The sequence below is a fragment of the Pseudomonas sp. MF6396 genome, assembly GCF_002018915.1.
Classification (GTDB): Bacteria; Pseudomonadota; Gammaproteobacteria; order Pseudomonadales; family Pseudomonadaceae; genus Aquipseudomonas; species Aquipseudomonas palmensis.
This window is the reverse complement of record NZ_MVOK01000047.1, coordinates 1-13,066: the sequence shown is the minus strand read 5'-3', so window position 1 is coordinate 13,066 and position 13,066 is coordinate 1. Positions and strand designations below refer to the sequence as shown.

The window sequence follows — 13,066 nt, the reverse complement described above, 5'->3', positions numbered from 1 at the left end:
ACTCTCTGATCCGATCGACGATATGAGCCCCTAGCGCCGCTGTCTTGGTCCCCCCCACAGATTCCCAAGATGCGAGTTCACACGCCGATACCTCGTGGTCAGCGCCGAAGTGCTTCTGTCGGTATGTGGGGAGCTCGCAGAATTCGGAAAAAATCGTACGCTAAGGTTTTACGGGCATCCGTAGGGGCCGAAACTTCCCGTCTTCCAGTCTGCGGCTCTGCCGCCAGACGTAATCGCCGGTTAGGTTGATGTGCTCCCAGCCCAGCGGCGACAGGAATTGCAGCAGCTCGCCGTCCACCGGCTTGCCGGCCTCGACCAACCCCTGGGTGGCGCGCTCCAGGTACACCGTGTTCCACAGCACGATAGCCGCCGTCACCAGGTTGAGGCCGCTGGCCCGGTAGCGCTGCTGCTCGAAGCTCCGATCCCTGATTTCCCCAAGGCGGTTGAAGAACACCGCCCTGGCCAGCGAGTTGCGCGCCTCACCTTTGTTCAGGCCGGCATGCACGCGGCGGCGCAGCTCAACACTTTGCAGCCAGTCTAGGATGAACAGCGTGCGTTCGATCCGGCCCAGTTCGCGCAGGGCGACAGCCAGGCCGTTCTGACGCGGATAGCTGCCGAGCTTGCGCAGCATCAGCGAGGCGGTAACGGTGCCCTGCTTGATCGAGCTGGCCAGGCGCAGGATGTCGTCCCAATGAGCGCGCACGTGCTTGATGTTCAGGGTGCCACCGATCAGCGGGCGCAGCGTCGGGTAGGCCTGCACGCCCTGCGGCACGTACAGTTTGGTTTCGCCGAGGTCGCGGATGCGTGGCGCGAAGCGGAAGCCCAGCAGGTGCATCAGGGCGAAGACGTGATCGGTGAAACCGGCCGTGTCGGTGTAGTGCTCCTCGATCCGCAGGTCGGACTCGTGATACAGCAGGCCGTCGAGCACATAGGTGGAATCTCGGACGCCGACATTCACCACGCGTGTGCTGAACGGCGCGTATTGGTCGGAGATGTGGGTGTAGAACAGCCGTCCTGGCTCGCTGCCGTACTTCGGGTTGACGTGCCCGGTGCTTTCGCCCCGGCCGCCCGCGCGGAAGCGCTGGCCATCGGAGGACGAGGTGGTGCCATCGCCCCAGTGGGCGGCAAAGGCATGGCGGTACTGGTGGTTGACCAACTCAGCCAGGGCCGCCGAGTAGGTTTCGTCGCGGATGTGCCACGCTTGCAGCCAGGACAGCTTGGCGTAGGTCAGTCCGGGGCTCGACTCGGCCATCTTGGTCAGCCCGAGGTTGATTGCATCACCGAGAATCGCGGACAGCAGCAACGTCCGGTCTTTGGCCTCGGCCCCGTCCTTCAGGTGGGTGAAGTGGCGGCTGAAGCCCGTCCAGTCGTCCACGTCCATCAGCAGTTCGGTGATCTTGATGCGCGGCAGTAACTGACTGGTCTGGTCGATCAGCGCCTGCGCCCGATCCGGCACCGCCGCATCTAGCGGGGTGATCTTCAACCCGGACTCGGTGAGGATGGCATCGGGCAGCTCGTTGTCCTTGGCCAGGCGGGCGACAGTGGCCAACTGCTCGTCCAGCAGCTGCAAGCGCTCTTCCAGATACTGGTCGCTGTTCGGGTTGATCGCCAGCGGCAGGGCCTGTTCCCGCTTGAGCGCGGCGAACTTCTCGGCCAGCAGCAGGTAGTCGTCGAAGTCGCGGAACTGCCGCGAGCCCTTGACCCAGATGTCGCCGGAGCGCAGGGCGTTCTTCAGCTCGGACAGGGCGCAGATTTCGTAGAAGCGCCGGTCGAGGCCTTCCGGGGTGATCACCAGTGGCTTCCAGCGCGGCTTGATGAAGGCGGTGGGAGCATCGGCCGGCACCTTGCGCAGGTTGTCGGCGTTCATCTCACGCAGGGTCTGCACGGCTGCCAGCACGCCTTGCGCGGCCGGCGCGGCGCGCAGTTCCAGCACCTCCAGCAAGGCCGGCGTGTAACGGCGCAGGGTGGCGAAGTTCTCGCCGACCAGGTGCAGGTGGTCGAAGCCTTCCGGCCCGGCCAGCAGCTCGGCCTCGCTGACGCTCTCGGTGAACTCGTCCCAGGGAATCACCGCCTCGATGGCGGCATAGGGGTCGCTGCCGCTTTCCTTCGCTTCCAGCAGCGCCTGGCCGATCCTGGAGTACAGGCGCACCTTGTCGTTGATCGCCTTGCCCTGCTTCTGGAACTGCTGCTGATGCTTGTGCTTCGCGCCGCTGAACAGCTTGACCAGGATGCGGTCATGCAGATCGACCAGCTCATCGATCACGGTCGCGGTGCTCTCCAGCACCACGGCGGCCAGGGTCGCGTAGCGGCGCTGCGGCTCGAACTTACCGAGGTCTTTGGGCGTCATCTGCCCACCCTCGCGGGCCAGCTTGAGCAGGCGGTTCTGGTGGATGTGCCGGCCCAGGCCTTCGGGCAAGTCCACCAACTGAAATGTCTTCAGCCGCTCGATGTGTTCCAGCATGTGCCGAGAGTTGGGTTTCAGCGGTGCCTGGCGCAGCCAGGTCAACCAGGTGATGCTGCTGCCGGCCTTGAGCTTCAACAGCTCGTCCAGCTTGGCCCGATGCGAGTCCGTGAGTGGTTCGACCAGGGCGCGGTAGACCCGCCGATTGGCTCGCGCAATGGCTTCCGAGCAGGCCCGGTCAATCACGCTCAGCGCCGGCAGGATGCGTCGTTTCTGCCGTAGGCTCTCCAGGGCCTGACCGGCCAGCAGCAAGCCTTTGTCGGTCTGCTGGGCCAGCTCGGTTAGCTCGCGCACCAGGGCGCGGAAGTCGGACAGGCCGAACGGGGCCAGTTGCAGGTCGGTGCGCAGTTCCTGGGCATGCTCGCGACGGGTCACGTCGCGCTCGCCGTACTTTGCCCAGCTCGCCGGCTCGGCCTGGACTTGCTTCGCCACCCACAGGATGACCGGCTCGGGCAGCTCGCTGTCGGTTCCCAGCGCGTAACCGGGGTAGCGCAGCAGGCAGAGCTGCACAGCGAAGCCGAGGCGGTTGGCGTCGCCGCGTCGCTGGCGGATCAGCGACAGGTCGGAGTCGTTGAAGGTGTAGTAGCGGATCAGGTCATCCTGGCTTTCCGGCAGCGCAAGCAGGGTGTCCCGCTCCGTGGCCGAGAGGATCAAGCGACGCGGCATGTGTCAGTCGTCCGTGCGGAGGTACTGGTAGAGGGTTTCCCGGCTGATGTTGAACTCGCGGGCAAGCTGCGCCTTGGGCTCGCCGGCCGTCGCTCGCTGCCGCAGGGTAGCAGCCTGCTCATCGGACAGGGCTTTCTTGCGGCCCCGGTACGCGCCACGCTGCTTGGCCAAGGCGATGCCCTCACGCTGCCGCTCGCGGATCAGGGCGCGCTCGAACTCAGCGAAGGCCCCCATCACCGACAGCATCAGGTTGGCCATCGGCGAGTCCTCGCCAGTGAACACCAGGCCCTCCTTCAGGAACTCGATGCGCACGCCGCGCTGAGTCAGCTTCTGTACCAAGCGACGCAGGTCATCGAGGTTGCGGGCCAGCCGATCCATGCTGTGCACCACCACTGTATCGCCTTCGCGGACGAAGCTCAGCAGCGCTTCGAGCTGGGGGCGCTGGGTGTCCTTGCCCGATGCCTTGTCGGTGAACACCTTGCTCACCTTGGCAAACGCTTTGCGCACGAAGGGCTTGGGGGTGTAAGCGGTGCATTGATACCTGTTGGGCTTCGCGTGGCTCAACCCAATCTACCGGTAATTCATGGATGCATGATGCCGAGTCAATAAGTCCGTATTGTAGGTTGGGTTGAGCCGCCTTGCGGCGAAGCCCGACAAAGCGGTGCATTGATACCTGTTGGGCTTCGCGTGGCTCAACCCAACCTACCGCGGTAATTCGTGGATGCAGGATGGGCAGTAAGCCGGTACAGGGAAGTTGGCCTTGGCGGGCTGTCGCTACGCGCCGAGGCCACCCTCCACGCGCGCTGCCCGCAACATTCAACTGGCCCCGGCCAGTGCGCGAACATAGCATGCAGGCGTTCCGCTGAACCCTTGAAGTGCCGGGGGTTACTCAGATACCCGCTGTGGCCAGCGCCTGGCGCAATATCCTCCTGCATGACGCAGGTTTGTGATTGCCCGGCTGGCTGCAAGGCTATTGCAGGACGAGGTTGTAGTTCTCCCGCTTCATCTGCCGGGCCAGCTGCAAGGCCATGACCGGCTCACCGCCGGTACGCTTGAGCAGTTCGGCTACACGCTGCTGCGCCGCACCGGACAGACCGTTGGCCGCTGCCTGGGCTTTGGCGAATAGCCACAGACCGTGTGGCGCACTGGCGCGCTGGATTTTGCAGCCACGCCACTGATACTCGACCATGCCGACGGTGGGATGAATCTTGCGCTCCTGGGCTATATGCGTCGGAGTGCCTGCAGGCAGTCCCTGGCTCCAGGCATTGAATGCCCCGGCATCCGCCGCCAGCAGAGTGCCCCAGTCCTTGAACAGCAGCGCCAGAACCGGCTCCAGGGTGGCCGGAAGCGCATCGTCGGGCAGCCAGGCTTCAGCACGGTCGGGAAACTCGACATCGCCGATACCGGCAAGGTTCATGCGTTCGGTCCAGCGGAAGACATTCGGTGCACGATTTTTCATCAGCGCGGACGGGTAGGGGTCGCGGCCGAGGTGAGCAAACAGCGGGGCCATAAAGCCGAAGTCGGCAATGCTCGGGTGACCACCGAGCAGGTACGGATGGCTGAGAAAGTGAATGTCCAGCGCATCCAGCAGCGCCTCATAGGCGGCCTCATGTGCCGGGATGCTTTGCGGAGTCACACCGAGGAAAGGCAGAAAGGAATTGAAGTAGCTCATCATCTGCGCGCCTGCAGCCAGACGCTCATCACGGTTGTTGCCGGCGTGCACGCTGCGGCCGAATTCGGCGCGCAGGAATTGTTCCTGCTCGGCGCGGTAGGACCAGCGATAGTGCATGGCGGCGGCCAGCAGGCCCTCGGAACCAAAGCCGTCCAGCAGCAGTGCGGTTACCCGCTGAACCGGCGAGGTCGGCAGCATCGGGCGTGCGGGAAAGGCTTGCTCCAGATGGTCGATCATGTCGCTGGTATCCTGCACGATGGTGCCATCGGCCAGCTCCAGAATGGGTACTACCACGGCACCAACCACCGGTACGACTCGCTGCTGAAACGCCGGCTCAGCCGGCATGCGCTCGCGGAAGCTGATGCCTTTCTTGATCAGATACGAGCGAATCTTGCCGGTATACAGGGAGTGCGGCGTGCCCCACAGGGTGATGCATTGCTGGGAATCGGTCATGGCAGGTGTTCTCGGGTCGAGGTGGGAAGCTCAAGGCTCCGCTGAAACAGCAGGGTTTTGCGGAGCCACGAAGCGCGCAGGTTATGACTGACGCCGCTATTGTGGCGGTATGCAATGCCGGTTAGTGAATCACCCCCGTATCGTGCTGGCAAGTCGCTACAGGGTAGAGCTGTCACCGATTGATGACGCTGTGAGCTCCCTCAGACACAGACAGCCGCCAGCATCCAGCCGGGCTGCGACATCGCTTGCTGGGCAGTCTGCTGGCGCTGTGGTGAAATAGGACTTTACGGATAGGAAATTCAACCGCATGAGGCCAAGTATGGCACGAGTTTTGGGCCTCGAAACACGTTCGGCCAAGGAAGGTTGAGCGCTCGCTTGCCGCTCAATGGCAAGAGCTTGGGAGGCAGTATGCATTTGGGCCTGGCGCGCGCGCAGCTGCTTCCCCGCAGCGATGGATACCGCCGCTTCACTGGGTCACCAATTGACGCGCTGGTCTACCTCGTCGGGTTGAGCTGCCAGATCCCAATCCGGCTCGCCTTGCGCACCATCATCCACCGGCGCGTCGCAGCCCTCCCACAGCGGTGGCCCGCGTGCCGGGGTGATGTGCGGGGGGGCAGACTCCACCCCGATGTGGTTCAGGATGTGGCGGATTTCGGCGCTGTGGGTGATGAAGGCAATGATGCGCATCTGCCCACCGCACATGGGGCACAGCGTGAGCGACCAGCCATGCCCCCTTGAAGGAGCTGGATAGCTCCGAGACGATGGTGTCCAGCAATGTGAATTGGTGGACAGCAATGGAACACAAGGACAAGACTCGGCGAGTGCACGACGCCGAGTTCAAGGCGAAGGTGCTGGGCGAATGCCGACAGCCTGGAGCGTCGATCGCGGCAGTGGCGCTCAGGCATGGGCTGAACGCGAACGTGGTGCGTCAGTGGCTGGCGGGTCGGGGAGTCAAGCGGGCAGGCCTGCTGGGATCTGGGTGTGAGGTGCCGGCGGCGGCGTCAGCACCCATGGCCTCGGGCAACCCGGCGCCGGTGGTCGATGCCCAGTTCGTAGCGCTGGCCTTGCCAGCACCGGACAGGCCGCGGCCGAGCGCCGAAGGCCCTGGCATGGCGAACCCGAGCACGCCAGACATTCACATCGAGTGGCGCAGCGGCGCGGCCCGGCTGACGGTGAGCTGGCCGGCAGCGCAGGCCCAGGCGTGTGCGGCGTGGTTGTGCGAACTGGCCGCTGGGGTGACGAAGTGATCCGCATCGACGCGCTGTGGGCGTGCACGGCGCCAGTGGACATGCGAGCCGGGGCGGACCGGCTGCTGGCGTGTGTGGTGCAGACGCTGGGGGCGGCGCAGGCCCACCACGGCTACCTGTTCGCGAATGCGCGTGCCACACGCGTGAAGCTGATCGTCCATGACGGCTGGGGGGTGTGGTGCGCAGCCCGGCGACTCAACGCGGGGCACTTCGTGTGGCCGCGGGGGTTGGAGTCGAGCACCCCGCTGGCCCTGACGCAGGAGCAATTCGATGCGCTGATCGTGGGGCTGCCGTGGCAGCGACTGCACGAGCGGCGGGTGATCACCCGGGTGTGAGCGGATGCCGGAGGCGCAATTGCTGAAGTTGCCGATGGCGGGGCTGGCCTCGTGCGGGCAGCATGGGCGCATGCATGACATGGACGCGCTCCAGAGCCAGGACCTGAGGGGCCTGACGCCACAGGCCCTGGAGGCCCTGGCGCAGCGCATGCTGGTGCATGTCCAGCAGCAGGCGCGCGAGATTGCCCGGCGTGATGGCGAGATCGTGTGGCGGGACGCGAAGATCGAGAAGATCACGTTCGAGCTGGCGCGGCTCAAGCGCTGGAAGTTCGGCGCGCGCACCGAGGCGATGGATGCGCAGCAGCGACAGCTCTTCCTGGAGACGCTGGTCGAGGACGAGGCGGACCTGCCGGCGCAGCTCGCCGAGTTGCAGGCCCGGCAGTCGCCGCCGCCAGTCACTCCCGAGAAGGCGCCCCAGCCGCCGCGCCGGCAGGCGCTGCCCGAGCACCTGCGCCGGGTGGAGCATCACCACGAGCCGGCCGACACCCACTGCCCGGCGGTGGACTGCGGCGAGCCGATGACCCGGGTGGGCGAGGACGTCAGCGAGCGACTGGACATCGTGCCGGCGGAGTTCTTCGTGCACCGGCACATCCGGGGCAAGTGGGTCTGCCGGTGCTGCCAGCGCCAGGGCGTCGATCGCCTGGTGCAGGAGCCCGCCGAGCCGCAGATCATTGAGCGGGGCATCCCGGCGAGCGGACTGGTGGCGTACACGCTCATCAGCCGGTTCGCCGACCATGTGCCGTACTACCGGCAGGAGGCGATCAATGCCCGCTCGGGCGTGCACACCCCGCGCTCGACGCTGGCCGCGTGGGCCGGTCAGGCGGGCGCGGCGCTGCACCCGCTGTACGAGGCGCTCAAGCGCTTCGTGCTGGGCAGCGCGGTCGTGCAGGCCGACGAGACGACGGTGGACATGCTGGACCCGGGTGCAGGCAAGACCAGGAAAGCGTACGTCTGGGCCTATGCACGCGGGGAATTCGATCCCCGGCCCGGCGTGGTCTACGACTTCTGTCCGGGGCGGGGCAGCAAGTACCCGCTGGCCTTCCTGGGCGGGCTGCCCAGTCCACCCGGCAGCCAGGCCGACCGGCCCGCCGAGAGCCGGGATCCGCCCTGGAGCGGCACGCTCGTGTGCGACCGCTACGGCGGCTATGACTCGGTGCTCGACCCCAAGGTCTTCCCGCAGCGTGTCTCGGCGGCCTGTGCGGCGCACGCCCGACGCAAGTTCGACGAACTCGCCAAGTCGGGGTTTGGGGAGCAATGGAACCAAAAACCAACGTAAGCCTTACCACCTCCGCTCAGAGCCTTCTTCCTAGGCAATTCCCTCGATTGATCTTCCGTACTTTTCGAAAGTATTGCTTACGGCAATGTGCATCCGAGTTAATGTGGCCCAACACCACAATCTAGGAGCTGAACAATGAGCCAATCTGACCCGCAACACCCATCCCGCCGCATGCTGCTCAAGCGCGGAGCTGCCCTTTCCACATTGGCGATTACTGGAGTGGCCGGGTTAACTGTGCCTTCAGTGTCTTTTGCCGCAGCGCTTAGCAAAGAAGAGCGAGATAAAATGACGCCGGATGAGGTCATTGAAAGCCTGAAATCTGGCAATCTGCGTTTCCGTGAAGGCAAAATGCAGCAGCATGACTATTTGGCGCAAAAGCGCGCCAGTCAAAAGGGGCAGTATCCGTCAGCGGTAATTTTAAGCTGTATTGATTCGCGCGCTCCGGCGGAAATCCTGCTGGATGCCGGTATTGGTGAAACGTTTAACTGCCGTGTGGCTGGCAATGTGGAAAACGAAGACATTCTCGGCAGCATGGAATTTGCCTGTGCTCTGGCAGGGGCCAAGGTAATAGTGGTGATGGGGCATACCTCCTGTGGTGCGGTGAAGGGTGCCATTGCCAACGCCGAACTGGGAAACCTGACTGGATTGCTGAGCAAAATTAAACCGGCAATTACTGAAACGGCATACGCAGGTGAGCGTACGGCTGACAACTATGACTTTGTCGATTCCGTTGCCCGCACCAACATCAAGATGACGCTGGCCGATATCCGTCAACACAGCCCCACCCTGAATAAGCTCGAGCAGGATGGGAAAATAAAAATTGTAGGCGCTATCTATAAGCTTGTGGGTGGAGAGGTTGAGTTCTTTACCTGAGAATAAATAACCGTCAGCCTGGGCATGGCCGCTTTCGATCACAAACAGCTACAGGTCTTCCTCTGGATTACGCAGTGGCCGTAGCTCACCTCGGGCGACTTCTTCCGGTACCGCGAAGGAGTACCGTCCCAACATATTGATATGCTCGAAGATCAGCGGCGACAGCCGAACCAGATCCTCTTCCTGCACCGGGTAGCCGTGCTGCTTTAGCCGTTCCACAGCTGCCGTCATGTAGAGGGTGTTCCACAGCACGATGATGTTCACCACCAGGCCCAAAGCACCGAGTTGATCCTCTTGACCTTCGCGATAGCGCTGGCGAAGCTCGCCGCGTTTGCCATGGAACACGGCACGGGCCAGGCTGTGCCGACCTTCGCCTCGGTTCAGTTGGGTCAGGGTGGCGCGGCGCTTGGGCTCATCATCGATGTAGGTCAGTGTGTGCAGGGTTTTCTCGATCCGCCCAAACTCTGCCAGCGCTTGGGCCAGGCGGGTCGGACGATCTCCCGTTTGCAGCGTGCGCATGATGCCGGTCGCCGGCACTCGACCGAGCTTGAGTGAACCAGCTAGGCGTAGTAGGTCATCCCAGTGTTCCGCGATCAGGTCGAGCTTGACCGACTGCCGGGCGAGTCCGTTGAGCTTGCCGTAATCCGCTTCTGGGCGTGTGCGCCAGAAGCGGGTACCGCCGACATCGGCCAGCCGCGGACTGAAGTGGTAGCCAAGTAGGCGGAAGAGCCCGAACACCACATCGCTGTAGGCCCCGGTGTCGGTCATGATTTGCGTCGGCTGCAACTCGGTCTGCTGTTCCAGCACGACCGCCAGCAACACCAGGCTGTCGCGCAGCGTGCCGGGCACGGTGATGGCGTTGAGGCCGGAGAATTGGTCGGAAATCAGGTTGTACCAGGTGACACCCCGGCCGGTGCCGAAATACTTCGGATTGGGGCCGGCATGCACGGTGCGCACCGGTACGACGAAGCGCATGCCATCGGCGGAGGCGACCTCGCCGCCACCCCAGACTTGGGCCAGTTCCAGTTGGCTTTGCGCTCCGACCAGGATGGCGTTAGCCGCTGACAGGGTGTCGTCGCGGATATAATTCTGGCTGACCCAGGACAGCCGGTCACGGCGCAGCGCCGGGTTGTCGGTGCGGATCAAGGGCTCCAGGCCGGTGTTGCAGGCCCCGCCCAACAGCACCGCGCAGAGGCTGGTGACCAGGTTGTCGGCGCGTGCATTGCGTTCGGAGACATGGGTGAAGGCCTCGGAAAAGCCAGTGCGGGCGGCGATTTCCAAGAGGATTTCCGGCAGATCGACACGCGGCATCAGGTCAGACACGGCCGCCCGCAGTTGCAGCAACGAGCAGGGCTCGTCCAGCTTGTCCAGCGCCCCGAGCGACAGTTCGGTCTTGCCCTCGGTGTTCTCGCTCAGTTGAATCGCCGGGTTGTCGGGCAGGCGCGCGGCTACTGCCAGCCAGGTTGCATCCAGCTCGACGGACAAGGCGTCCAGGGTGGTTTTGGCGTCGATGGTCAGGCCCAGTGACCGGCAGATGATCGGTCGCGCCGCCAGCCATTCGGCACCGTCGAGCAGGCCAAGGCGCGGGTCGGCATAGCGCCAACTGGGCGAGACGAAGACATCGCGGCGGCGCAGGGCCGTGCGCAGCGCATCGAGCGTGCAGAACACATAGGCACCCATGTCGAGGGAGCCATCTTCGCGGGTGATGTGCTTCTGCCAAGCCTTGGCCACGATCTCCTGCGGCGCGTCATCCTCTGGCTTCCGGCGCGGCAGGTTCAGTTGCAGCCACTCCAGACTAGCCGCCACGCCCTTGCCGGCCGGGCTGAAGCCGAAGCGGATGTGCTTGAGCAGGTCGGGCAGGAAGCGGCGCACGCTGCGGTAGCGCGCTTCCAATGCAAGAAAATAGACGTCATCTACCGGGCGGATCAGCGCGTTGACCTCTTCCAGGGCCTTTTCCAGGGTGGTCCTCGGCAGGTCGTTGAACAGCCGGGCGCGCACGTTGTCATCGCTGATCGAGCTGTCCAGCACGACCTTGCACGCGGCGGCGAGCGTCGCGGCCGACCGATCCAGGTCTTTCAGGCTGCGCATGCGGGCTTTCTTGTCGGCCTTCTCCGCGTTGCTGAACAGGTCGCGCAGCAAGGCCTCCAGGACTTCCAGTGCGTCGTCGTGCGCAGTCGCCTCCAGGCAGAGTGCGAAGGCCACCAGTGTCGCCATCCGCCGCGACGCCGGCAGCCGATTAATCGCGGTGACCTTGGCCGTGTTGGCGAAGCGGGCCAGGGCGGCGATACGGCTGGGAGGGATGTGCGCCGCCGCCGGCAAGGTGATGCCGATGCCGCGCACGTCATCGAGCCGGCGCAGTGCCCGAATCAACGCGGGGCCACTGACCATGACCGGGCCGGAGCGCAATTGATCCAGCCGGGAGCTGCGGTTGCCTTCGGCCACCGTCAGCAAGTCTTGCAGTTGCAATCGCTGTTCCTCAGTCACGCTGCGGCCACTGCGTAATCCAGACGACGACCTGTGATCCCCCTAAACGCTATGAGCAACACCCAAGCTGCTGCTGGATCGGCGGGCACTTCACCGAGCCGAACGAACAGAAAACGCAGCAATCCCCTGGGTTGGGGCGCAGCAGCGCCTTGCAGTTGCTGCACTCGTAATAGAACTGGCAGGCGTCCGTGGGCATGGTTTCCGGCTTGGCGAAGCCGCAGCGCGGGCAAGTCAGCACGGACTCAAGGACAATGGCGCTCATCGTGACCTCACTTCTGCACTGTGGAGGGGTATCCCGCGTTCGCGGTCGCCTCAGTCAGTGCCTCGGGCTGGGCCTTATCGGGATCGTAGGTGACGGTCGCCGTCTTCTGGTCGAAATTGACCTGGACGTCACTCACGCCGGACACCTTCTCCAGCGACTTCTTGACCGTGATCGGACAGAGTCCGCACGTCATGTTCTGCACGTCGAGCGTGACGGTTTTCGGGGGAGCCGCCAGCGCCACGAAGGGCAAGGCGAAAAGCACGGCGATCAGCAGTTTGCGCATGGTTAATCTCCTTCAGTAGAACAGCGGGGCGAGCCACGGCACGGCCAATAGGCCGAGCAGCAGCACGCTGACGATCCAGAACACGAGTCGCTGTCGCACGAGCGTGCGCGGATCGGCGCAGGGTGTACCTGGCGTACAAACCTGTGGCACCAGGTAGAGCTTGCGGAATGCCAATCCCAGGAACAGTAGAGTCAACCCGATGAAGAGGGGGCGTAGTGGCTCCATCATGGTCAGAGCGCCCACCCACGTACCGCCGACACCGAGTGCCAACAGCACCAGTGGCCCGACACAGCACACCGACGCACCGATGGCGGTCAGCGAACTCGCGACCAGCGAGCCTTTCCCGGTGAGTTGCATCCCCATTCCCATCTCCTGAGCCTGATTGCCTAGGTGCTATTCTAAACTCCGTACCAAAGTACGGAATCAAGGAGAAAGTGATGGCCACAGAGCTGACCATTGGCAAGCTGGCAGACGCCGCCGGGGTGAACGTCGAGACGATCCGCTACTACCAGCGACGCGGGCTGCTGGATGAACCAGCCAAACCCTTGGGTGGCCATCGGCGCTATCCGGTGGACATGGTGAAGCGACTGCGTTTCATCAAGCGGGCTCAGGCGCTGGGTTTCACGCTCTCGGAAGTCGGTGGACTGCTGACGCTGGATGAGTCGTGCGCCTGTGCCGAAACGCGAGCACGGGCTGCACGCAAGCTCGCGTTGATCGAGCAGAAGATGGCCGACTTGGTCGTCATGCAGCAACTGTTAGGCGAACTGGTGCAGCAATGTGATGCGGGAGACGGCGGAACGATCTGCCCGATCATCGAGGCACTGATCAGAGAGTAATGCCTGGCGGGTGAGCTGGAGATCGGAAAGCCCCTTTACGGTGGGATTCAGAGCTTACGTTGGTTTTTGGTTCCATTGCTCCCCAAACCCCGTCAATGCGATTGCACCGGGTGAGATCGAGACGTCGATCCTGTCTGCCGGGACCGAACTGATCGTCGATCAGCAGATCCCCATGCACCGCTTGGGCAAGCCGGAAGAAGTCGCATCCCTGGTGCATT

The 13,066-nt window shown here is 63.8% G+C and carries 10 protein-coding genes and 4 pseudogenes; 6 read left to right on the top strand and 8 right to left on the bottom strand.

Going from position 1 to position 13,066, the window contains the following annotated elements; translation table 11 throughout:
- Nucleotides 1-160: 160 nt before the first annotated feature.
- The 4 genes and pseudogenes from MF6396_RS27070 to MF6396_RS27050 form a co-directional block, all read right to left on the bottom strand.
- Nucleotides 161-3,127 (bottom strand): Tn3-like element TnAs1 family transposase, encoded by a 2,967-nt coding sequence (locus MF6396_RS27070; RefSeq protein WP_078481960.1) that lies wholly within the window; start codon nucleotides 3,125-3,127, stop codon nucleotides 161-163.
- A 3-nt stretch (nucleotides 3,128-3,130) separates the two neighbouring features.
- Nucleotides 3,131-3,607 (bottom strand): annotated as a pseudogene (locus tag MF6396_RS27065) (recombinase family protein); the annotation flags it as partial.
- A gap of 490 nt (nucleotides 3,608-4,097) precedes the next feature.
- Nucleotides 4,098-5,252, bottom strand: a complete 1,155-nt coding sequence (locus tag MF6396_RS27060; protein ID WP_034011923.1) for a glutathione S-transferase family protein — start codon at nucleotides 5,250-5,252, stop codon at nucleotides 4,098-4,100.
- 474 nt (nucleotides 5,253-5,726) lie between these two features.
- Nucleotides 5,727-5,966: pseudogene (locus MF6396_RS27050) on the bottom strand (IS91 family transposase); the annotation flags it as partial.
- Nucleotides 5,967-6,028: 62 nt separating this feature from the next.
- On the opposite strand from MF6396_RS27050, the gene MF6396_RS27045 reads away from it, so the two are divergent.
- The 4 genes from MF6396_RS27045 to MF6396_RS27030 all read left to right on the top strand — a co-directional run bounded on the left by MF6396_RS27045 (nucleotide 6,029) and on the right by MF6396_RS27030 (nucleotide 8,983).
- Nucleotides 6,029-6,499 (top strand): transposase, encoded by a 471-nt coding sequence (locus MF6396_RS27045; protein WP_238596493.1) that lies wholly within the window; start codon nucleotides 6,029-6,031, stop codon nucleotides 6,497-6,499.
- Nucleotides 6,463-6,834, top strand: coding sequence for an IS66 family insertion sequence element accessory protein TnpB (gene tnpB / locus MF6396_RS27040; RefSeq protein ID WP_153046133.1), 372 nt, complete (start codon nucleotides 6,463-6,465; stop codon nucleotides 6,832-6,834). Before MF6396_RS27045 ends, tnpB begins: the two co-directional genes overlap by 37 nt.
- 19 nt (nucleotides 6,835-6,853) lie before the next feature.
- Nucleotides 6,854-8,110, top strand: a complete 1,257-nt coding sequence (gene tnpC / locus MF6396_RS27035) for an IS66 family transposase (protein WP_161493051.1) — start codon at nucleotides 6,854-6,856, stop codon at nucleotides 8,108-8,110.
- A 135-nt stretch (nucleotides 8,111-8,245) separates the two neighbouring features.
- Nucleotides 8,246-8,983: a carbonic anhydrase gene (locus MF6396_RS27030; protein ID WP_034011920.1), complete on the top strand. Its 738-nt coding sequence runs from the start codon at nucleotides 8,246-8,248 to the stop codon at nucleotides 8,981-8,983.
- A 48-nt stretch (nucleotides 8,984-9,031) separates the two neighbouring features.
- Here MF6396_RS27030 and MF6396_RS27025 read toward each other — a convergent pair.
- The 4 genes and pseudogenes from MF6396_RS27025 to MF6396_RS27010 form a co-directional block, all read right to left on the bottom strand.
- Nucleotides 9,032-11,473, bottom strand: a pseudogene (locus MF6396_RS27025) (Tn3 family transposase); the annotation flags it as partial.
- 43 nt (nucleotides 11,474-11,516) lie between these two features.
- Nucleotides 11,517-11,729, bottom strand: a complete 213-nt coding sequence (locus tag MF6396_RS27020) for a GDCCVxC domain-containing (seleno)protein (RefSeq protein ID WP_003089113.1) — start codon at nucleotides 11,727-11,729, stop codon at nucleotides 11,517-11,519.
- Between the two features lie 7 nt (nucleotides 11,730-11,736).
- Nucleotides 11,737-12,012: a mercury resistance system periplasmic binding protein MerP gene (gene merP, locus MF6396_RS27015; protein ID WP_003150552.1), complete on the bottom strand. Its 276-nt coding sequence runs from the start codon at nucleotides 12,010-12,012 to the stop codon at nucleotides 11,737-11,739.
- A 12-nt stretch (nucleotides 12,013-12,024) separates the two neighbouring features.
- Nucleotides 12,025-12,375: a mercuric transporter MerT family protein gene (locus MF6396_RS27010; RefSeq protein WP_003089115.1), complete on the bottom strand. Its 351-nt coding sequence runs from the start codon at nucleotides 12,373-12,375 to the stop codon at nucleotides 12,025-12,027.
- A gap of 74 nt (nucleotides 12,376-12,449) precedes the next feature.
- On the opposite strand from MF6396_RS27010, the gene merR reads away from it, so the two are divergent.
- Both merR and MF6396_RS29150 read left to right on the top strand, forming a co-directional pair.
- A complete protein-coding gene (merR, locus tag MF6396_RS27005) occupies nucleotides 12,450-12,848 on the top strand; it encodes an Hg(II)-responsive transcriptional regulator (RefSeq protein WP_003089120.1) in 399 nt (132 codons plus the stop codon).
- Nucleotides 12,849-12,939: 91 nt separating this feature from the next.
- Nucleotides 12,940-13,066, top strand: a pseudogene (locus MF6396_RS29150) (oxidoreductase); the annotation flags it as partial.

What these genes read in the sequence shown, in the direction of transcription:
- MF6396_RS27070 (WP_078481960.1), bottom strand. Translation starts at nt 3,127, where the DNA reads ATGCCGCGTCGCTTGATCCTCTCGGCCACGGAGCGGGACACCCTGCTT.
- MF6396_RS27060 (WP_034011923.1), bottom strand. Translation starts at nt 5,252, where the DNA reads ATGACCGATTCCCAGCAATGCATCACCCTGTGGGGCACGCCGCACTCC.
- MF6396_RS27030 (WP_034011920.1), top strand. Translation starts at nt 8,246, where the DNA reads ATGAGCCAATCTGACCCGCAACACCCATCCCGCCGCATGCTGCTCAAG.
- MF6396_RS27020 (WP_003089113.1), bottom strand. Translation starts at nt 11,729, where the DNA reads ATGAGCGCCATTGTCCTTGAGTCCGTGCTGACTTGCCCGCGCTGCGGC.
- merP (WP_003150552.1), bottom strand. Translation starts at nt 12,012, where the DNA reads ATGCGCAAACTGCTGATCGCCGTGCTTTTCGCCTTGCCCTTCGTGGCG.
- MF6396_RS27010 (WP_003089115.1), bottom strand. Translation starts at nt 12,375, where the DNA reads ATGGGGATGCAACTCACCGGGAAAGGCTCGCTGGTCGCGAGTTCGCTG.
- merR (WP_003089120.1), top strand. Translation starts at nt 12,450, where the DNA reads ATGGCCACAGAGCTGACCATTGGCAAGCTGGCAGACGCCGCCGGGGTG.